The organism is Microlunatus sp. Gsoil 973, from assembly GCF_009707365.1.
In the GTDB taxonomy this organism is placed as follows: Bacteria; Actinomycetota; Actinomycetes; order Propionibacteriales; family Propionibacteriaceae; genus Microlunatus.
On the sequence record NZ_CP046122.1, the window covers coordinates 2,415,748 to 2,435,686 of the forward strand.

Sequence of the window (19,939 nt, forward strand, 5' to 3'; positions counted from 1 at the left end):
CCGGCGCGACGAACCTTCCGCGGTCCGTCGCGCCGGAGATTCACTCAATTGGAATGACGAGCCTGAAGTGCGGGAGGTACTCATGACTCGACCGATTCGAGACCGCGGCGCCGTTGCAGTCGAATTCGCACTGGTTGTGCCGCTCCTGGTTCTCTTGATTCTCGGCATCGCCGAGTTCGGCCGTGCGTACTACCTCCAGACAACCATCAGCGGTGCTGCCCGGGAGGCCGCACGGGTCATGGCCCTGGCAAACGATCCATCGGCGACGGCCAACGTCTCTCATGCACGCGCGGCAGCGAAAGTGGCCGCGTCAAATCTCGGGCTTACAGATGGACAGATCGCGATCACGCCAGCCACTTGCGTAACCAACGGCACCGCTCCGACGGCAACCGTGACGGTCAAAGTCAGCTATCCCCTGACGTTCATCACCAGCCAGTTCGGATCCCCCATCACGCTGATCGGTACGGGAGTCATGCGATGCAACGGATGAGTCGACGCGACACAGGCGCTGAACGCGGTGCCGTCGCGGTGATTGTCGCCTTGCTGATGGTCCCGTTGCTCGGATTCGCAGCGATTGCGATTGACGTCGCAGCCATGTGGTCCGCCCGGCAGCGGCTACAAACCAGCGCCGACTCATCCGCGCTTGCCATCGCGCAGGATTGTGCGCACAACAACTGTGCCGACCCAGCAACGACTGCCGCAGCAATGACCAACGCGAACTTCGGCACGGGCGCCACCGCGACAGTGCTGACACCGTCGGTGGCGCCGTCAACGGGACAGGTGAAGGTCCGGACCGCTGCCGTGAGCCATCATTTGTTCGCACCAGTTATTGGATTCGACGCAGCCAACATATCGGCTTCCGCTACAGCAACCTGGGGCGCACCAACCGGGGGACCAGCCGTGCTGCCACTGACAATCTCAATCTGCCAGTTCAAGAACGTCACCAGCGGCGATGTGCCCGCTGGCGCACAGGCGATCCCGTTACCGAAATCTCGCGACTCCAACTGTCCCGGATGGAGCGCGCCGGGCGGCTTCGGCTGGGTCGACGTGGACGAGGACGGGATCGGCGATGGCGGGGGTGACTGCACCTATGTCAGTGAGATCGGCCAGGAACTGTCGTCCGATCCCGGCAAATCAATCTCCAATGGCTGCTCGACAGCCGATTTCGACAAGGTCTTGGGCAAGACGGTGCTGTTACCGATCTTCGACAAGACCAACGGTGAGACCGGGACGAATGCTGCATATCACGTGTACGGCTATGCCGCTTTTGTCCTTGCCGGCTACGACTTCAATGGCAACCACGACGGCGGTGACTACAGCCTATGCAGGGCATTCCAACCCCAGGACTGTCTTCAAGGTACTTTTGCCAAGCTTGTCGACCTTGATGATGCCTTCGACTACAAGCCCGCGTGTGCGCCCGGTGAGGACCCCGTCACCGATGACTGCGCCCCCAATCTCGGCACTACGTTCGTCGGCCTTACCGGCTGAACTCCTCCTCACCCAAGATCATCAAGTTAAGGGAAGCTCGTGAAACGTAGGATCATCGCTGCCTCGGTGGCTATCTTGGTCGCGGTCTGCAGCGGAATTCTGTTGCTCGGCTACGTCACGTCGGCCGACCAGAGGGCCATGGCTGGAATGCGTACACGAAAGGTGTTTGTCGTCGTCACGCCGGTGCCGCAGGGCACTGCCGGCGACAACCTCGGTGATTCGGTTGCCCTCAAGGAGCTGCCCGCCAAGGCGATCGTCCCAGGAGCGCTCGCCGACACTGCGGTAGTTAAAGGCAAGGTCAGTACAACCACCTTGCAGGTCGGCGAACAGCTGTTGGCGTCGCGGTTCGCGGCGCCCGCCGCTGCCAAAGCGGAGACTACCCAAGTGCCCACAGGATTCAGTGAGATTTCCATCCTCCTCGATCCCGAACGGGCGGTTGGCAGTGACCTCACCGCCGGCGATCGAGTGGATGTCTTCGTTTCGCTCGGCGACGATGCCGACAGCGGCCGTACCCACCTGACCCTCCACGAGATCCTGGTGACCAGGGTTCAGGGCGTCACCGCCGACCAAGCTGCCCTGTCGACTGGGGACAGCGGCGACCAAACCGGGCAACCTAGCCGCAAGTCCAGCCAACCGGTTCCCCAAGGCAGCCTCATGGTCACCATGGCGGTTTCAGCCAACGACGCCGAGCAGGTCGTGTTCGCTTCCGAATACGGGCACATCTGGTTGTCGCTTGATAACAAGAACTCCACCGACTCCAACGCCCGCGTCGTCACAGGGAAGAACGCTCAACAATGACCATTACATCCGGAACGATTCTGCTCGTCAGCGCGGCTCCCGACGTCGAAGAGTTGCTGACGGAAACCGGTGTGACCTTCGTCCCGGTCCTCTTCGGCGGCCTACCCGATCATCCAGATCCCGTCCTCCTCCAGCTCGCAGACCGGCCTCGCCCTGCAGTCGTGGTTCTCGACGGGCTGAGCAATCCCATGATTTCGCTGCGTCTCATCGCCCGGCTCACCGCGGAGGATCCTTTGATCTCCGTGATCCTTGTCGTCGACCGAGATGATCTCGTTCTGGATGCGGTCAGGTCGGGGGCCCGTGACGTTGTCGTCCGAGGGTCAGGACCTGAAGAACTTCGGGCGGCGATCGACCGCGCGTTCCGGTCGGCTCAGCACCTGCGTCCATCGATTGCCGAGCAGCAAGACATCGATGAACCCACTGGTTTCGGATCAACGAACGGGCGCATCGTTACGGTGGTTTCACCCAAGGGTGGCGTCGGCAAAACCACTGTCGCCACCAATATCGCGGTCGGGCTGGCGCAGCGGTTTCCCGTCAGAACGGTATTGGTTGACCTGGATATCCAGTTCGGCGACGTCGCCAGCGCGCTGGACCTCGACCCCGAGTACTTCCTCCCGGACACTGTGCAGGGTCAGGCCCGCCGGGATCCCATGGCACTGAAAACCATCCTCACTCAGCACAGCACGGGCCTTTATGTGATCTGTGCGCCCGACTCGCCGATCGAAGCGGACACCATTTCTGGGGAGGACGTTGCCCACTTGCTGCAGATGCTTGCCTCGGAGTTCATGTATGTCGTCGTCGACACGGCTCCGGGCCTCTCGGAACACACTTTGGCCGCGCTCGACCAAACCACGGACCTGATACTGCTGAGCAGCATGGAAGTGCCGGGTGTCCGGGGTCTCCGGAAGGAGCTCGACACCCTCGACCAGCTCGACCTGCTGTCCACGAGTCGCCACGTCGTGATCAACTTCGCTGAGACGCACGGGTTGCTCGGCATCGCCGATATCGAAGCGACGATCAAAGCACCGGTCGATCTCCAACTCCCGCGTTCCAAGGCCGCGAGCGACTCTGTCAACCAAGGAGTTCCGTTGTTGCAGAGCGGGGTACGTGATCCACTGACCAAGCAACTGCGAGTGTTGGTCGACCGGCTGTTGACCAACAGCGATCGTGACCCGTTGCCCGGCCCAAGTAATTCGACGGTAGATTCCTCTTCGCTACGATCCTTTCGGCGACGTCCACCGGGGTCCGACGCGTCACCGACCATAGTTTTGGACTCTACAGACGCCGGCCGGACTGCGAAGTCCCGGCCACGTCGGGCAGCGTCTCGGTGGTCAAGGACTAGGAAGCTCGTGGCGAAATGAACCTTTCCGAGCGGCTTGAGTTGGCGCGCAAGGCCAGCACGGTCACCGCGCCCCCACGTTCTGTTGCACCCGTCCGCGAAATGGTCGAACGCCCACCGTCGCCAACGGCGCAATCCGAAGTACCAAGCGTCGTTCCAGCAAAGGCTACGGAGCACGTGCGTCTGCAGGGCAGCAGCTTGACGTCTGCTGCCGCTGGAAATGTGGCCGATCCACTGGACAAACTGAAGGACCGGGTCGCCGCCACATTGTTCAGTCGAATCGGGGGAAGGCTTAACGACGCCTCGCTCAGCGAGCGGCAACTGCACACCTTGGTGCAGTCGGAACTCAACCAAGTCGTCGAGGACGAAAAGGCGCCGCTGAGTATCGAGCAGCGACAGAGGTTGACCCGCGACGTCGCTGACGACGTATTGGGTCACGGCCCGCTGCAAAGGCTACTGGACGATCCGACGATCACCGAGATCATGGTAAACGGCCCCAACATGATCTACGTCGAACAGAACGGCAAGCTTGCGAGGGTGCAGGTGTCCTTCCGTTCCGAAGATCATCTCCGTCGGATCATCGAGCGGATCGTTTCGCGCGTCGGTCGGCGGATCGACGAATCGTCACCGATGGTGGATGCCCGACTGGCGGACGGCTCCCGGGTAAATGCGGTGATCGCGCCTCTGGCGTTCAGCGGTTCAAGCCTAACCATCCGGAAGTTCTCCAAGGACCCGTTCGGCGTAGCTGACCTGATCAACTTTGGAACCCTCACACCCGAGATGTCCGAACTGCTGCAGGCCTGCGTCCAAGCCAGGTTGAACATAATCGTTTCCGGCGGCACGGGCACCGGGAAGACGACGCTGCTCAACGTACTGTCCTCCTTCATCCCGGACGGTGAGCGGATCGTCACGATCGAGGACGCGGTCGAGCTGCAATTGCAGCAGGACCATGTTGTACGACTTGAGAGTCGGCCACCGAACATCGAAGGCAGAGGTGAGATCAACATCCGTGATCTGGTCCGCAACTCGCTCCGAATGCGTCCGGATCGGATCGTGGTCGGCGAGGTTCGTGGCGGCGAGAGCCTTGACATGCTGCAGGCCATGAACACCGGTCACGACGGTTCGCTGTCGACGGTGCACGCCAACTCCCCCGAGATGCGATAGCACGGCTGGAGACGCTAGTCCTGATGGCGGGAATGGATCTGCCACTTCGGGCAATCAGGGAGCAGATCGCGTCCGCTGTCGACGTCATCGTTCAACTCACTCGACTGCGCGATGGAACGCGTCGGGTCACAGCAGTAACGGAAATCCAGGGCATCGAAGGCCAGACCGTAACACTGCAGGATGCGTTTCTGTTTGATTACTCGGCAGGCCTCGATGCCAACGGCCAGTTCCGAGGCCGGCCGGTCGCAACCGGAGTCCGGCCACGGTTCACTGATCGCTTCGAGGAGCTCGGAATCACCGTGTCCCCCAAAATATTCGCCATGCCACCGGCCAGGTCGCGACGATGACGGAGACGTTCGCCGGACTACCCCCATCAGCACTTGTTGCGGCTGGACTCTTCACACTCGGCTTGCTGATCCTCTTCTATCTGATCATCGCGCCAGGACCGCAGAAGCTGTCGTGGCGGCGACGTCGACCAAGCAGCGAACCCGAGCCTGGCATCCTGAGCCGCACTGCAGACGGGATGATGCACCTCATTGTTCGGGTGATTGGCACGCGGGGCGCGGGCGGAGCGGAGCTCCTTGAGGAAGCCGGAATCCATCGGCGGTGGCAAGAGTTCGCCGCATTGCTGGTCATCGGCACCGTCTTCGCTGGTGCCCTCGGACTATTGCTCGGCGGGATTCCCCTGGCCTTGATATTTGCGATCACCGTGCCGTTGGTCACTCGGCTCTGGCTCGGAGCAAGGATCCGTCGACGGCAACGCGCCTTCGCCGATCAATTGGAAGACTCGCTTCAGTTGCTGTCAAGCAGCCTGCGAGCCGGGCACAGCATGCTGCAGGCACTGAACTCGGTGGCCCGGGAAGCCGAAGCGCCGACCTCAGAAGAGTTCACCCGCATCATCAATCAAACCCGCGTCGGTCGCGAGGTCAGCGATGCCTTGGAAGATACGTCCCGCCGAATGCAGAGCGACGACTTTGGATGGGTCACCCAGGCAATCGCGATCAATCGCGAGGTGGGCGGTAACCTCGCGGAAGTCCTCGACGCGGTTGGGGCGACCATTCGAGAGCGGGCCCAGATTCGTGGACAGGTCAAGTCATTGGCTGCGGAAGGCAAGATTTCAGCGTACGTCCTCATAGCACTGCCTCTTGGCGTGGCAGCATTCCTGCTGCTAACGCAGCCCGCATACCTTGCGCCGTTCACCTCGAGCCTGCTCGGTTACGGGCTGATAGGTGTGTCAGCGGTGATGATGATCGCCGGGACACTCTGGTTGCGCAAAGTGATCACAATCAAGTTCTGATCGGGACAACACATGACACTTTCCCTGGCCGCGATGACGATGATCGCCGGTCTGAGCCTGAGTAGCGGAATGATCGGCATGGTTCTGCTTGTCGGACCCGATCGTGCTCGCCAAGTGATGATCACGAATCTTCAACGCGGACTCCTTCGTACCGACCCGGAGGCTGCCGACCGGAAGCACGGGGCTCGTCGACGTAGCGGGTTGGCCGCACTGGCGCTCCGGTTGGCTCCTCGTACTGCCGTTCAGCGCATAGATCGGTTGCTGTCTCGCGCCGGTCGCCCACGGGGTTGGCCTGTCGAACGGGTGCTCGTGGCCAAACCGGTCCTTGCGGTACTTGCCGGCGGGCTCGGACTCCTGGTCGTGGGATCAAATCCACAGCCACTGATCATCGTCATCGCGATTGTGGTTGCAGTGGCCAGCTATTTCGTGCCTGAACTGTTGCTCCACAGCCGGGCTCAGGAACGCAGCCAACAGATCGTCTTGGAACTGGCCGACACCCTGGACCAGATGACCATCGCAGTGGAAGCCGGCCTCGGCTTCGACGCGGCGATGGCGCGAGCCGGCAGGAACGGTCGAGGACCGCTCGCGGAAGAACTCGTGCGGACCCTGCAGGACGTCCAGATGGGCAGCTCCCGAAGGCAGGCCTACGAGTCCCTTGCCGCCCGGACTGACGCAGCCGATCTACGTCGCTTCGTGCGCGCCGTGATCCAGGCGGATGCCTATGGAATCTCGATCGCTGACGTGTTGCGCACTCAGGCCGCCGAGATGCGACGGAAGAGACGCCAGCGGGCCGAGGAGAAGGCGATGCAGATCCCGGTCAAAGTTGTCTTCCCGCTGATGTTCTGCATCCTGCCGGTCTTGCTCATCGTGACGCTGGCTCCGGTCGTCATGAATCTCATGAAAACCTTCGCGTGATGTCAACCTCGCAGATCATCGGCGTTGCGCTCATTCCAACCGCCATCGGTGTCTTCGTAGCACCATTGCTGGCTCGCTTTGCTGATCGACCATGCCCGATGCTGAATCGCTGGCTCGTTGCTGCCGTGTCAGGTCTGACAGGAGGCTTTGCTGCTGTCATCGCGAGCAACCCAGTGGAGCTGATCACCTTCGTCATTCTTGCGATCGGTTGCGGTTGGTTGGCACTTGTCGACCTGGCGACGTACCGGCTGCCCAACCGCCTGGTTCTTCCGCTCTATGGGATCGCGATCCTCGGACTTGGCTGGAACGCAATCGCTGCAGCTGATCCGGGTCGCCTGCTCGCCGCCGTGATCACCGGCGCCGCTATTCTGGCCGGCTACTTCCTGCTCGGGCTCGCAACGGGGCGGCTCGGTCTGGGCGACGTGAAACTGGCCGGTCTGATCGGCCTGACCCTTGGCTGGGCGGGGGTTCCGCAGACGGTACTGGGAGTCCTGGGTGGATTCGCCGTCGGCGCTGCGGTCGCCGCCGGGCTGCTGATCACCCGCCGTACCGATCGGAAGGCCGACTTCCCGTTCGGGCCGTCCATGATCGCCGGGGCGGTCCTCGGGTTGATCTTCGGGCCGACAATCCTTCCGGCGCTGGGTTGATCAGCCCCGGCCGCGCCGGTTACGGGCCGCGAGAGCCCGCTGAGCCTCACGTTCGGCGTCACGCTTGGCGATCGATTCCCGCTTGTCGTATTCCCGCTTACCGGTGGCGACGGCAAGTTCGATCTTGGCGTAGCCGTCCTTGAAGTAGATCGCCAAGGGGATCAGGGTGGTCCCGGCCGAACCGAGTTCGCGCTCGATCTTGGCGATCTCCTTGCGGTTGAGCAGCAGTTTGCGGGTCCGCCGCGCGGCGTGATTCGTCCACGACCCGTGGCTGTATTCGCCGATGTGCGCGGCCCGCAGCCACACCTCACCGTCATCGACCGTCGCGAAGGCGTCGGCCAGCGACGCTTTGCCGTCCCGCAGGGCCTTGACCTCGGTGCCGGCCAGCACCAGGCCGGCCTCGTAGGTGTCGTTGACCTGGTAGTCGTGGCGGGCACGCCGGTTCTGGGCAACCATCAGCCGGTCGCCGCCCTTGGTTCCGGGTGCGGCCTTGCCTGGGGTCTTGCTCTTCACTCCGGCCCCGGTCGGAGTCGCCTTGGTGCTCTTGGCCATTCCTCCATCCTCCCAGAAGGAGGCAAACGGGTTGTTGTCGCTCTCGATCGGGTCACGAACCTCACAGAAGGTCACAGCCTCCAAGACGTTGCGTCAAGTCAGGAGACCGATGTCGCGATTTGGCCACGCGTCGACCGTCGGATCGCCATGATCTCTTATCAACCGACTGTCGGACCACAATCACTGAAGGAACGCCCATGATCAACCAGACGAGCCGCCTGCGCCGCGCCGGCATCGCCGGCGGAGCGATGGCAACCGTCGCCCTAGTCGCCGGACTGCTCACGCCGACCACCGCCGACGCTGCAGCCAAGAACGCCTGCTCGGGCGTCACTTCACACTGCAAGATCGTCGCTCACGTGGACGTCACCGGTGACGGCCGGCCGGACTCGGTCGGCATCGTCCGGCAGCGGACCGACGGCGACGTCGTGACCCGCTACCAGGTACGCATCCGCACCGCCGGCGGCAAGCTGCTGCACAAGACCGACAAGTCGGCGGCCTGGATCGGACCGTTGTACCGCGGTGCGGCGAAGATCGACGGCCGGCGAGGCAAGGAACTCGTCGTCGGTCACGTCCTGGGCGCGCACACGGCCTTCTACCGGGTCTACCGCTATCACAACGGAAAGCTGGTCCTGCTCAAGTCTCCGAAACTGCCGAAGAAGGTCAGTGCCACCACGCTGGACCGTTCCTGGGCCGTCGACTCTGCGGTCGCCTCCTTCGAGGGGATCCGCCGGACGCGCCACAACGGTCACGTGGTCCTCACCAACACCTTCGGCAGCCGCGACCCGAGCGCCCGGGTCTACTCCGGATGGAAGCTCAAGTACCGCTGGGAAGCCGGCCACTGGAAGTCGACCTCGGTGGTGAAGCGGACCTTCACCAACAAGCAGGCGGCCAAGGCATGGGGCTGGCACGTCAAGGGCATGCGCACCGGATTCTGACTTCGGATCGTCGTCAGACTCCCATCGCGGATCGCGCCGCCGCCAAGGTCGGTGACGCAGCGGCGCGAGCCCGCTCTGCTCCGCGTGCGAACACCTCCCGTACGGCGTCGGCCGAGAGCTCGGCGTACCGGGTGCGGATGGGTTCGAGCGTGGTGATCACTGCCTCGGCAATTGTCTGCTTCAACGAGCCGAACGAATCGTGATCATCGATCAGGTCCTGGATCGTTCCAGCACCGCAGGCTGCGCCGAGCTCGAGCAGATTGGCCAGGCCGGGCCGGTGATCGGGGTCGTAGTTGATCCCCGGGGTCGAGTCGGTGACAGCCCTTTTGATCTTGCGTCGGATGACCTCGGGCGGATCGAGCAGGTAGATCACCCCGGCCGGGTTGGGATCGGACTTGCTCATCTTGATCATCGGATCCTGCAGGTTGCGCAGCCGGATGCCGACCGACGGGTGGACGACCCGCGGAACGACGAAGACCGGCCCGTCCTGGCCCGGATAGTCGCGATTGAATCGCTGGGCAAGATCGCGGGCCAACTCGACGTGCTGGGTCTGGTCGTCGCCGACCGGCACCGAATCGGTCCGGTACAGCAGGATGTCGGCCGCCATCAGCACCGGATAGCTGAGGAGCGACATGCGGGTCTCCGGCCGGTCACGTCCCTTGTCCTTGAACTGGATCATCCGGCTCAGCTCGCCTACCCGGGCGACGCACTCCAGCAGGTAATGCAGTCCGGTGTGTTCGGGTACGTCGCTCTGCTTGAACAGCGCATACCGTTCAGGATCAAGACCGGCTGCGAGCATCAGCCGCTGGGTCTGCAGGATCGTCGCGCGCAGCCGGTCGGGCTGGTGCGGCATCGTCATCGCATGCAGGTCTGAGATTCCGAAGTAACACTCTCCGACGGCGTCGCGCATCTGCGCCAACGCGCCGATGTAGTTGCCGACGGTGAGTTGCCCGCTCGGCGTGATCAGGCTGAGCTGGCGTTGGGATGCCTCGGTAGCGGCTCCGGCGTCGATGGTGGGTTCGGTGATGATCATTGGCTCTCCTCGGTCTCGCCGCCGAGGGATGCCGAACAAGAACAGCCGCCCACGGCGGGGCGGCTGTATTCATCGCGTACGTGAAGCAGGCCGCCCTAGGCGGCCCACCAGCAACACGTACGCGAGGTCATGGGGAAAGAGTACTGCATCGGCAGCAGAAAGCCGACGATCAATACCACCGCATCGGGTTGATCATGTTTCCGTCCTCCCACACCATCAGGTGCAGGTGGCAGCCGGTCGCGTACCCGGTCTCGCCGACGTAGCCGACAACCTGGCCCTGGGAGACGTGTTGACCGGGGCTGACGATGTACCGGATGGCGTGGTTCATAGCCGTCGTGATGTAGTGCCCGTCGACCCGGCCATGGTCGATGAACAGCCGGTTGCCATAGCCGGCGTTGTAGTACTCCTCGGTCACCCGGCCCGGATACGGCGCCCTGATCGGCGTACCGCAGCCAACGCCGAAGTCGGTGCCGTCGTGCAGCTTCCAGACATGCAGGATCGGGTGCAACCGCATCCCGTACGGCGAGGTGATCGGGCCGTCGACAGGATAGATGAAGCCGTGGTGTGCCGAGTAGCTGCTGCTGGACCCGCCACCGCCGCCACCGGAATGGCTGTGGCTGTGGCTGTGGTGTCGCGCTCGGGCGGCTGCTTCCGCCGCAGCTCTGCGCGCCGCTGCCCGGCGGGCGGCCGCCTTCTGGGCGGCGATCCGGGCGGCGATCCGCTTCTGAACCGCGGCGTCCTCCTTCTGCAGCTCGGCGAAGCGGGCCTTGTCCTGCGCCGCAGCCTGGTCGGCCGCCGCTTGCGCCGCGGCACGCTGCTTCACCAACTCCGCCACGGTCGCCTTCTGCGCCTCGGCCTGCTGCTCGAGAACCTTCTTGTGCTCGAGGTTCTTGGCAGCCTCTGCCTTGTCGGCGGCGATCTGCTTCTCCAGGGCCGCCTGTTTCGCCTTCTCGGCTTCGAGCTGCTTCTGCAGTGCGGTGTAGGTCTCGAACTTCGCCTGGTTGGTGTCGAGCATCGTCTGCGAAAGCTGGATCCGGTTGGCCAGGTCGCCCATCGAGGTGCTCGTGGTGAGCATCGCCAGCGGCAGCAGATTTGCATGCTTCTGTACGTCGTCCCGGACGATCGCGCCGACCACGGCCTTCTGTTTGTCGAGCCGCTTCTGCCCGGCCACGACCGCGGCCTTCGCCTTGGCGAGTGCCTCCTGTTGCTGCTTCAGCTTGGCGGCCAGCGCGTCGTCCTTCTTCTGGGCCGCGGCCACCTCCTGCTGGGTCTTGGCCAGCTCAGCCTGGGCATCCTTGAGTTGCTGCTCCGCCTTGGTCAGGGCCACCGCCGCGGCCGCCGCGGTCGCCGAGGACTCGCTCATGTCCTGCTTGGTCTTGCTGATGGCTTGCTGCAGCGCCTTGTGCCGGTCGTGCAGGCCGTCCGCGCTGGCCGTGGTGACCAAGCCGATGTTGCCGATGACGGCCAGGGCGGCCAATCCGACGGCCGTCCGCATGACGGCGCGCCGGACTGATCCGGCGTGTTCAGTTGTGCCCTGTGACGCTGGCCGTCGTAGCCAGGCGAAGCGACCCTGTGCTGCTGGTGCCTCGCTGTCGTCCGGCGCGCCGGTTTCGGCGCAGGGAAGGTCCGGAACCACAGCATTCCCCAATCAGTATCTGGTTGTCCGGACACGATTTAACCGTACGGGTGTTACTGATGGAACTGCTGTGACTCGTGTGTTATTAGATTTGACCCTCAAACCTGAGGGTCTGTTGAGCGAATCGGGGCTGTAGAGGTCCCTTCTCGACGGCGCACCGGTAACTCGACGGCGCACCGGCTGCAGCTGGTGCGAAGCCGATTACCTGGTGCGCGGACGACCAAATGCCGCGGGAACGAGTACTTGGTGCGGGACCGACCAAAGGGTGCGGGACCGACCAAAGGGGTGCGGGAACGCTCAGGCAGTCCTGGCCGGTCGGGGTGCGCGGACCGGGCTCAGACCCGTAGGTACTTGCGGGTGGTCACCAGCGTCGGAACGACGGCCAGCAGGATGCCGACCACGCCGACTGCGCCCATCGCCAGGAAGGTCTGGTCCCACCCGATCCAGGCCAGCGACTGGATGGAGACCTCGGCCTTCCGGATGATCACGAAGTAGACCCCGGCACCCAACGTCCCGCAGGCCAACGCGGCCCCGATCAACGCCGAGATCACCGACTCGAGCAGGAACGGCAGCGTGATGTAGAAGTTGCTCGCGCCGACCAGCCTCATGATGCCGATCTCCCGGCGTCTGGCGAACGCCGTGAGTCGGATCGTGTTGCCGATCTGCAACGCGGCGGCCAGCAGCAACAGTCCGGAGGCGATGATGGTGCCCCACTGGAGCAGGTTGATCCAGCTGAAGAGCGGGTCGAGAATCTGCTTGAGATCCTGAACAGCCTGGACGCCGGGCAGCTGAGCCACCGACGAGACCACGCCTTCGTACTGTTCGGGGTCCTTCAGCTTGACCCGGAAGGACTCCTGCATCTGGTCCTCGCTCAGCGAGCCCTCGAGCGGATTGCCCTTGTATGCCTTCTGGAACTCCTCATACGCCTGGTGCTTGTCCTCGAAGTAGACACCCCCCGGTGCCACCTCCGGATTGGATTCCAGCGTCTGCCGGATGACCACCTTCTGTGCCTCGGTGGTGTCCTGGCCGGGCGTGCAGTTGTCCCCGGCGACCGCCTTGGAACACAGGAAGACGGTGATCTCGATCTTGTCGTACCACTTGCCCTTGGCGAGCTGGACCTCCTGCTGGGCCAGCAGGCCGGCGCCGAACAGGGACAGCGACACCCACATCGTGACGATCACGGCCAGGGTCATCGTGAGGTTGCGCCGCAGACCGGCGCCCGCCTCGGCGAGGATGTGCCTCATGCGCATGGTGCTGCTGTCCTTGTTCCTTGCTGTCGTCTCGTCGGGGTCACGAAGCCACTAGGTGGCGTATCCGTAGACGCCGCGGCTCTGGTCGCGAACCACCAGTCCGTCATCGAGTTCGATGACCCGCTTGCGCATCTGGTCGACGATCGTCTGGTCATGGGTGGCCATCAGTACGGTCGTGTCGGCCCGGTTGATCCGGTCCAGAAGCTTCATGATCCCTACGCTGGTCGCCGGGTCGAGGTTCCCGGTCGGCTCATCGGCGATCAGGATCATCGGCCGGTTGACGAACGCGCGGGCGATTGCCACCCGTTGCTGTTCGCCGCCGGACAACTCGTCAGGGCGCCGGTCCGCCTTGCCGTCCAGTCCGACCAGGTCGAGCACCTCGGGGACGACGCGGTTGATGGTCGTCTTCGACTTGCCGATCACCTGCAGCGCGAACGCGACGTTCTCGTGCACGGTCTTATTGGGCAGCAACCGGAAATCCTGGAAGACCGTGCCGATCTGCCGGCGCATTCCGGGAACCTTCCAGCTGTGCAGTTTGGACAGGTCGCGGCCGGCGACGTACACATTGCCCCTGCTGGCCCGCAGCTCCCGCAGAATCAGTCGCAGGAAGGTGGACTTCCCCGAGCCGGAGGTCCCCACCAGGAAGACGAACTCGCCCTTGTCGATTTCGACGTTGACGTCGGCGAGCGCAGCACGACGCTGCCCGTCGTAGATCTTGGTGACGTTCTCGAATCGAATCACGATGGTTTCTGTCGTTTCAGCTGGACTCCTCCGGGCGCACAGGACGTACGACCGGACCGCGCAAGCAGTCTAGGTGAGACCAGACCGTTATTCGGGAATTGCGATCCCGTCGGGGTGTGCAGCTTTGCTCAGGATTGCGCCAACCGGCCCCAGGCGTGCCAGGACTCGACCTGGACCCAGGCGATCACCCGTGGACGTTCCCGGTCGGCGTACGGATGACCGGTGTACAGCATGCTCACCCGGTCCGCACCGGCCAGATCGGTGTCCTCGGCAAGCTCGGTGACCTTGCCCTGGAGGCTGACGTGGCTGTACCAGTCGTCACCGTCCAGCACCGTCAGCGAGACCCGCGGATCATTGCGCAGATGCTCCAGCCGCTTGCGCGCGGCATCCAGGCTCAGCAGCACCCGACCGTTCTCGTAGGCGTACCACGTCGCAACCGTGACCGGCTGGCCGTCCGGCCGAACCGTTGCAACGACCGCCGGGTTGGGCCGGGACAGCATCTCTTCCAATTGAGCGGGAATCGGACCCTTGGTCATCAGGCAGCTACCTCCTGGGTACGGCGCCAGCGGATCCCGGCGTCGAGGAAATCGTCGATCTCTCCGTCGAAGACGGCGTCGGGGTTGGACGTCTCGTAGTTGGTGCGCAGGTCCTTGACCATCTGGTAAGGATGCAGCACGTAGGACCGCATCTGGGCACCCCAGCTGTTGCCACCGTCGCCCTTGAGCGCGTTCATCTCGGCCTCGCGCTCCTGCCGGGCCCGCTCCAGCAGCCGGGACTGGAGGACCTGCAGAGCCGCGGCCTTGTTCTGCAGCTGGGATTTCTCGTTCTGGCAGGAGACCACGATGCCGGTCGGCAGGTGGGTGATCCGGACCGCGGAGTCGGTGGTGTTCACACTCTGACCGCCCGGCCCGGACGACCGGAAGACGTCGACCCGGATGTCCTGCTCGGGGATGTCGATGTGGTCGGTCTGTTCGGTCACCGGCAACACCTCGACGCCGGCGAACGAGGTCTGCCGCCGGCCCTGGTTGTCGAAGGGTGAGATGCGCACCAGCCGGTGGGTCCCCTGCTCGACCGACAGCGTCCCGTAGGCGTACGGCGCCTTGATCGCGAAGGTCGCCGACTTGATGCCGGCTTCTTCGGCATAGGAGGTGTCGTAGACCTCGGCGCCGTAGTGGTGCCGCTCCGCCCAGCGCAGATACATCCGCAGCAGCATGGCCGCGAAGTCGGCCGCATCGACGCCGCCCGCCTCGGATCGGATGGTGACCAGAGCATCGCGCTGGTCGTACTCGCCGTTCAGCAGGGTACGGACCTCGAGCGAGTCGATCGCCTTCTTCAGATTGGCCAGCTCCCGGTCGGCCTCGGCCAGGCTGTCAGCGTCGCTTTCCGACTGCGCCAGTTCGATCAGCACCTGGACGTCGTCCAGCCGGGAGCGCAGCTTGTTCACCCGTTCCAGTTCGCCCTGCAGGGACGAGAGCCGGGAGGTCACCCGCTGGGCGTTCTCCTGGTCGTCCCACAGGTCGGGGCGGGCCACCTCAGTCTCCAGTTCGGCGATCTCAGCCTTCTTCGCGTCCGGATCGAGGACGGCTTCGATGGAGCTGAGCGATCGGTCGAGCTCGGACCAGACGGCCCCGTAGTCAGTAGCCATATCGAAGCGATCCTAGTCGACTCCGCCGAGCGATCGCTGGTTCTGGTCTCCGGGTGGTTCCGGTCCCGCTCGGTTCCCCCGATCGTCGGCTCCGGCAAGAATCCCCCGCCGGGTCAGTCGTGGAGTTCCAGCGCCTTGCGGAGGGCAGCGCGGACGACGTCGGAGCCGTACCGGTCCGCGACGAATCCGCGGCCGGCACGGCCCATGGCGGCCGCTCCGTCCGGGTCGCCCAGCAGGGTGTCGAGCCGCGATGCGAGTGCGGCCGGATCGTCCGGGTCGACGACGTAACCGGTGACGCCGTCGATGACGGCCTCCGGGGCGCCGCCGGAGCGGCCGGCGATCACGGGAAGTCCGCTGGCAGCCGCCTCGAGGAAGCCGAGCCCGAGTCCTTCGGGATTCAGTCCCGCCAGCCGGGATCGAACGGGCAGCGCGAAGACGTCCGCCCGGTGCAACAGCTCGGGGATCCTGTCGCGCGGTACCCGTCCGGTGAACGACACCGACTCCCGCAGGTCCAGTCGCCGGGCCAGCCGGCGAAGGCTCGCCGCCCGCGGGCCGTCTCCGACCAGCACCAACCGAGCATGATCGATCTCGCGGATCGCCCAGGCGCGGAGCAGGGTGTCGAAGCCCTTCTGGTGCACCATCCGACCGACCGCTATCACTGTCGGCGGACTTGCGATCGGGTGATCATCTGGGAGACGGAACCGTTCGGTGTCGATCGGTGGCGCGATCCTGATCATTCGCTCCCGTACCCTCGGCGAAAGTGCCGGAGCGATTCGGGTGGCTGCGTAGTCGGAGATCGTCGACACATGATCAACCGCGTCCCCCATCCGGCGGAGCAGTGTCGAGGAGCCGGGCAACGTCGCCCACCAGATCTCGTGCCCATGGCTGATCGCCAACAGTTGCCGCGCACCCGAGGCGCGCAGCCCGGGTGCCAGCAGTGCCAGTGGTGCCATGGCACCGAAGATCACCCGGGTGATGCGGTGTTCGGTGATCAACTTGGTCGCCGTTCGCAGCACAGCCGGCGTAGGCAGCAGCAGCCTGCCCTGCCTGACCACCGGGTACGACAGTTGTCGATCATGGTCCGGCCAGCCCGGGGTCTGCCGGGTCATTACGATCACATCGTCGTCAAGCAGTTCGCAGACGTCGGAGACAAAACCCTCGATCCCACCAACGGTCGGGGGGAAGTCATTGGTGATGATCATGGTCGGAGCCATGATCAGACCCGGCCCCGTGATGCGGCGGCGCGAAGATAGCGCTGCCAGCCGGCGATGAGTTGGTGATCACTGACCCCGAAGACCTTGTCCGCCGGTCGAGTGATCGATCCGTCCGCGGATGCATCGACGGCCCGGTAGAAGCGCCACAGCCTCCGATCACCGAAACGGTCGGCGAGATATCGGCAGGCCGTCCAGGCCTCGGCGTAGGAGCGATTGAGGTCGTGGTGACCGACGGCGAAGTCGGTCTCCTCCGGAAGTGCCGCCGGAGGACCATGCTTCTTCACCTCTGCCAGCAGACCGGCCGCGGCCGGCTGGACCGCCTGCGGATAGCTGAGGTAGGCGACGTAGTCGGCGTACCCCTCCACCAGCCAGCTGGGGGCCCGGGAGATCGGTGAGCGGGTGGCGACATGCACGGCCTCATGGGCCAGCACGATGGCTGTCGCCAGGGCGCTGGGCTGGCCGGCCGGATTGATCATGATCCGGATCGGCGGGTGATCACCCGCGCCGTCGGGCCAGCTGACTGCCGCGAGCTGGGCATCGGAACCAGCCGGTGCACCGAGGGAGCGCTCCATCAATTGTTCGGTGCTGGGCACGATGATCACCAGCTTCTGGTTCCAGTCGGTATCACGTAGCCGCGGCGCATCCCGGGCGACGGCGGTGTCGGCCGCGGTAAGCCACCGGCCGATGTCGACCCGTGCTCCGGCGATCACGGTTGCCGCCTTGTTGTGGCCGTAGCGCACCGGTTCGAGCCACCACAGCGGTGTCGGCTGCGGTGGGGACGGCCCGTCGGTGATGCCGCCCCACTGCAACCCGGTCCGGGTCCGGACGATCGTCATCCAGACACGTTGGTCACTCGCGGCGGTGTCGCCGGGCACTGCCCAGCGAACCCGGACCTCGACGGCGTACGCGTCGTTGCCCAGGACCTGCGCCCGCGCGTTGGACAGTCGACGCTTGTTCCCGCTGGAGTGGAGTCCGAAGCGCACCGGGCGGATGCGGACCAGGTTGTCCCAGATCATTCCGGCGCTGGCGCGGAAAGCGGGGTCCCGGTGGGACACCAGTGCCGTGAAATCGGTGTGATTCCGGTTGCCGACCGCCCGGACCAGACCGGTCAGCAGGCTGTCGAGGGTACGTGGTGCGGTCGGTGTGCGAGACGACTGCGGTGCCGTCGGCCGGTGAGGCGGTCGGGCGACGGCGGTGGCCGATGCGCTCGGCGAGTTGCCGGCCCCGTAACCGGGCGTGCGGCTGTTGGTCGGCGAGGTGTTGGTCGGCGACGTGTTGGTCTGCTGGCGACCGGCTCGGGACGGGCCGGAACAGGCAACGCCGGTCAGCGCGACCAGGAGTGCCAGCACCGCGGCCAGCAGCCGTACCGACCGTCGGCTCACCTGATGCCGGTCTGCAGCTATCTCGTGATCACGCAGGGCGGCGGGCGCCGACGTACGGCATGTAGCTCATCTTGGTGTACTCGACCGACGAGCCCGGATGCGGTGCGTGGATGATCGTGTCATTGCCGACGTAGATGCCGACGTGACTCGGTGCCGAGCTGTCGTAGAAGAACACAAGGTCGCCCGGCTGCAGCTGATCACGGCTGACCGGAGTGCCGTCGTGGAACTGTGCCTGCGAGGTGCGATCCAATTGCACACCGGCCGCGCGCCAGGCGGCCAGGGTCAGTCCGGAACAGTCGTACGAGCTCGGACCGCTGGCGCCGAAGACGTACGGCTTGCCCACCTGTGCCTTGGCGAAGGCCACCGCTGCTGCGCCCTTGCCCGAACTCGGTGCACTCGAATCGGCGAGGTTGCTACTGCTACTGCTACTTCCCCCGGTCGAACCGTTGTCGGTCGCGCTGGCGGCTTCGGCGTCCTTCTTGGCCTGGTCCGCCGCCTTGGTCTCGGCATCCTGAATGGCTTGCCGCTGCTCGGCGGTCAGCTTGTCCAGCACGGACTTGGCGTCCTCGACCTTGCTGTCCGCCTTCTCGCGCAGTGCGGCGAGCTGGGTCTTGTCCTCTTTGAGCGTGGCGATATCGGCCTGCGTCGAGCGCTGCAGATCGGCGAGGTTGGCCTGCTCGACCTGGTAGTTCTGCAGGATCGTGGCCTGGTTCTCGTTGATCTTCTCGATCGTCGCGAACTGGTTGAGGAATCCGGCGGGATCGCGGGTGAGGAAGAGCTGGGCGCGGGTGTCCAGTCCGCGGTTCTGGAACTGGGCAAGGGCGACCTTGGAGATCTGCTCGCGCATCTGAGCGACCTTCTTGGACTCCGCGTCGAGATCCGCCTGCTTGTCCTGGAGGTCCTGACGGCTCCTCTGCAGCTTCTCCTTCAGCGCCAGGTAATCCTGGTCGGCGACCTCGGCCTCCTGCTGCAGCTTGCTGACCTGCGCTTTCGCCTGGGCGATGGTCTCCGGCGCCGGATCGGCAGCGGCCTCGAGTGGGGACATGACGAAGCCTGCCGCTGTCACCGCCATTCCCAGGCCCACGGCAACGACGCTCCGCCGAATTCCCCGCTGCTGCAGCCAGCGTGAGATCACGCGCAGTCCTTTCCCACTGTTCGACATGCCCCAACGGGCGTGTGGATCCGCTCCCCGACGGCATCTGGTTCCCGACCTGCCGCTGTCCCCCGACGTGCGGAGCGCTGCCAGAACTCTAGGTCACGATTTGGTCACTGGCAATCCAGAGTTGGAAATTCAATCGAATCCTTACCGACCGACTGGGGGAAATCTGGGTACAGCCTTGGGTCAAGCTCCGCCGTCGGGCCACGGCTCCGCTGCCAGGAAGACCGTGACGACGCACTCGGCGCAACTGGCGTCGGGAACTTCGCCCGCCGCCACCGGGCAACCATCACAATCGAGCCGCGTGTGGACCGGCGGCTCAGCGTCGGCGTACAGCCAACGAGGATCACTCGCAGGGGTCAAGTCATTCATGTCACAAAGAGTGAGACCTCCTACTGACAGTCCTCCTCCCATCCGTACTCCCCGAGCACCGGCTCCCCGATCCCGGGCCCATCCCGTCCCCGGTCCCGACCACGCGATCCCAGGCTCCTCGATGCGCGGCTCACCGATCCCGGATCCTCGAGCCGGTTCCTCGACCAGGTGCCCGGCTCCCCGGGCCCAGGCTCACCGATCCCGAAGGTCAAAGCTTGACCCTCCGGCTGGCGCGTTCGGCATGTCCCGATCCCGATCCGAGCTCCACCAACCCGATTCGCCCTCCCCGCCATCCCGAGAATCAAGGTTTGACCGTACGGCTGGCGCGCTCGGCGTGTCTCCGACCCTCGCCAGGATCCCCACCATCCCGAAGAT

Annotated in this window: 20 protein-coding genes; 10 read left to right on the forward strand and 10 right to left on the reverse strand. The window is 64.6% G+C overall.

All coding sequences use genetic code 11. The features are described from left to right. The first annotated feature begins 82 nt into the window (after positions 1–82). The 9 genes from GJV80_RS11345 to GJV80_RS11380 all read left to right on the forward strand — a co-directional run bounded on the left by GJV80_RS11345 (position 83) and on the right by GJV80_RS11380 (position 7,648). Positions 83–490 (forward strand): TadE/TadG family type IV pilus assembly protein, encoded by a 408-nt coding sequence (locus GJV80_RS11345; protein WP_154687987.1) that lies wholly within the window; start codon positions 83–85, stop codon positions 488–490. Then, on the forward strand, positions 487–1,488 hold the full coding sequence (locus GJV80_RS11350; protein ID WP_154687988.1) for a Tad domain-containing protein: 1,002 nt from the start codon (positions 487–489) through the stop codon (positions 1,486–1,488). The genes GJV80_RS11345 and GJV80_RS11350 overlap by 4 nt, the downstream gene beginning before the upstream one ends. Before the next feature lie 66 nt (positions 1,489–1,554). After that, the gene (cpaB, locus tag GJV80_RS11355; RefSeq protein ID WP_195909305.1) at positions 1,555–2,286 is read left to right on the forward strand and encodes a Flp pilus assembly protein CpaB; all 732 of its coding nucleotides are present in this window, start codon (positions 1,555–1,557) and stop codon (positions 2,284–2,286) included. Next, positions 2,283–3,647, forward strand: coding sequence for an AAA family ATPase (locus GJV80_RS11360; RefSeq protein ID WP_154687990.1), 1,365 nt, complete (start codon positions 2,283–2,285; stop codon positions 3,645–3,647). Before cpaB ends, GJV80_RS11360 begins: the two co-directional genes overlap by 4 nt. After that, positions 3,644–4,789, forward strand: coding sequence for a CpaF family protein (locus GJV80_RS11365; protein WP_230208360.1), 1,146 nt, complete (start codon positions 3,644–3,646; stop codon positions 4,787–4,789). The genes GJV80_RS11360 and GJV80_RS11365 overlap by 4 nt, the downstream gene beginning before the upstream one ends. A gap of 23 nt (positions 4,790–4,812) precedes the next feature. Continuing rightward, on the forward strand, positions 4,813–5,136 hold the full coding sequence (locus GJV80_RS23875; RefSeq protein WP_230208361.1) for a hypothetical protein: 324 nt from the start codon (positions 4,813–4,815) through the stop codon (positions 5,134–5,136). After that, a complete protein-coding gene (locus GJV80_RS11370) occupies positions 5,133–6,086 on the forward strand; it encodes a type II secretion system F family protein (protein ID WP_154687991.1) in 954 nt (317 codons plus the stop codon). Before GJV80_RS23875 ends, GJV80_RS11370 begins: the two co-directional genes overlap by 4 nt. A gap of 201 nt (positions 6,087–6,287) precedes the next feature. After that, positions 6,288–7,001, forward strand: coding sequence for a type II secretion system F family protein (locus GJV80_RS11375; protein ID WP_230208362.1), 714 nt, complete (start codon positions 6,288–6,290; stop codon positions 6,999–7,001). Positions 7,002–7,126: 125 nt separating this feature from the next. After that, a complete protein-coding gene (locus tag GJV80_RS11380) occupies positions 7,127–7,648 on the forward strand; it encodes an A24 family peptidase (RefSeq protein ID WP_195909306.1) in 522 nt (173 codons plus the stop codon). On the opposite strand, the gene smpB is transcribed toward GJV80_RS11380, so the two are convergent. Next, positions 7,649–8,104 carry an SsrA-binding protein SmpB gene (smpB, locus tag GJV80_RS11385; protein WP_230208400.1) on the reverse strand — a complete coding sequence of 152 codons (456 nt, stop codon included), beginning with the start codon at positions 8,102–8,104 and terminating at the stop codon, positions 7,649–7,651. It abuts the gene before it with no gap. 293 nt (positions 8,105–8,397) lie between these two features. Between smpB and GJV80_RS11390 the strand changes: the two genes are divergently transcribed. Beyond that, on the forward strand, positions 8,398–9,135 hold the full coding sequence (locus tag GJV80_RS11390) for a hypothetical protein (RefSeq protein WP_154687994.1): 738 nt from the start codon (positions 8,398–8,400) through the stop codon (positions 9,133–9,135). A gap of 13 nt (positions 9,136–9,148) precedes the next feature. Here GJV80_RS11390 and trpS read toward each other — a convergent pair whose 3' ends face one another. The 9 genes from trpS to GJV80_RS11435 form a co-directional block, all read right to left on the reverse strand. After that, complete coding sequence (gene trpS, locus GJV80_RS11395) at positions 9,149–10,168, reverse strand: tryptophan--tRNA ligase (protein WP_154687995.1); 1,020 nt, start codon at positions 10,166–10,168, stop codon at positions 9,149–9,151. 169 nt (positions 10,169–10,337) lie between these two features. Continuing rightward, a complete protein-coding gene (locus tag GJV80_RS11400) occupies positions 10,338–11,663 on the reverse strand; it encodes a M23 family metallopeptidase (RefSeq protein ID WP_154687996.1) in 1,326 nt (441 codons plus the stop codon). Between the two features lie 476 nt (positions 11,664–12,139). Beyond that, the gene (ftsX, locus tag GJV80_RS11405) at positions 12,140–13,048 is read right to left on the reverse strand and encodes a permease-like cell division protein FtsX (protein ID WP_230208401.1); all 909 of its coding nucleotides are present in this window, start codon (positions 13,046–13,048) and stop codon (positions 12,140–12,142) included. Between the two features lie 57 nt (positions 13,049–13,105). Continuing rightward, positions 13,106–13,795 (reverse strand): cell division ATP-binding protein FtsE, encoded by a 690-nt coding sequence (ftsE, locus tag GJV80_RS11410; protein ID WP_154687998.1) that lies wholly within the window; start codon positions 13,793–13,795, stop codon positions 13,106–13,108. A 128-nt stretch (positions 13,796–13,923) separates the two neighbouring features. Beyond that, positions 13,924–14,331: a PPOX class F420-dependent oxidoreductase gene (locus GJV80_RS11415; RefSeq protein WP_154687999.1), complete on the reverse strand. Its 408-nt coding sequence runs from the start codon at positions 14,329–14,331 to the stop codon at positions 13,924–13,926. Next, entirely contained in the window at positions 14,331–15,440 is a 1,110-nt protein-coding gene (gene prfB, locus GJV80_RS11420; protein WP_154688000.1) for a peptide chain release factor 2, read from the reverse strand. Before prfB ends, GJV80_RS11415 begins: the two co-directional genes overlap by 1 nt. A gap of 113 nt (positions 15,441–15,553) precedes the next feature. Next, on the reverse strand, positions 15,554–16,642 hold the full coding sequence (locus GJV80_RS11425) for a glycosyltransferase family 4 protein (RefSeq protein WP_230208363.1): 1,089 nt from the start codon (positions 16,640–16,642) through the stop codon (positions 15,554–15,556). 14 nt (positions 16,643–16,656) lie between these two features. Further along, positions 16,657–18,036, reverse strand: a complete 1,380-nt coding sequence (locus GJV80_RS11430; protein ID WP_154688002.1) for a hypothetical protein — start codon at positions 18,034–18,036, stop codon at positions 16,657–16,659. A 28-nt stretch (positions 18,037–18,064) separates the two neighbouring features. Then, entirely contained in the window at positions 18,065–19,171 is a 1,107-nt protein-coding gene (locus GJV80_RS11435) for a C40 family peptidase (protein ID WP_195909307.1), read from the reverse strand. Between the last annotated feature and the right edge of the window lie 768 nt (positions 19,172–19,939).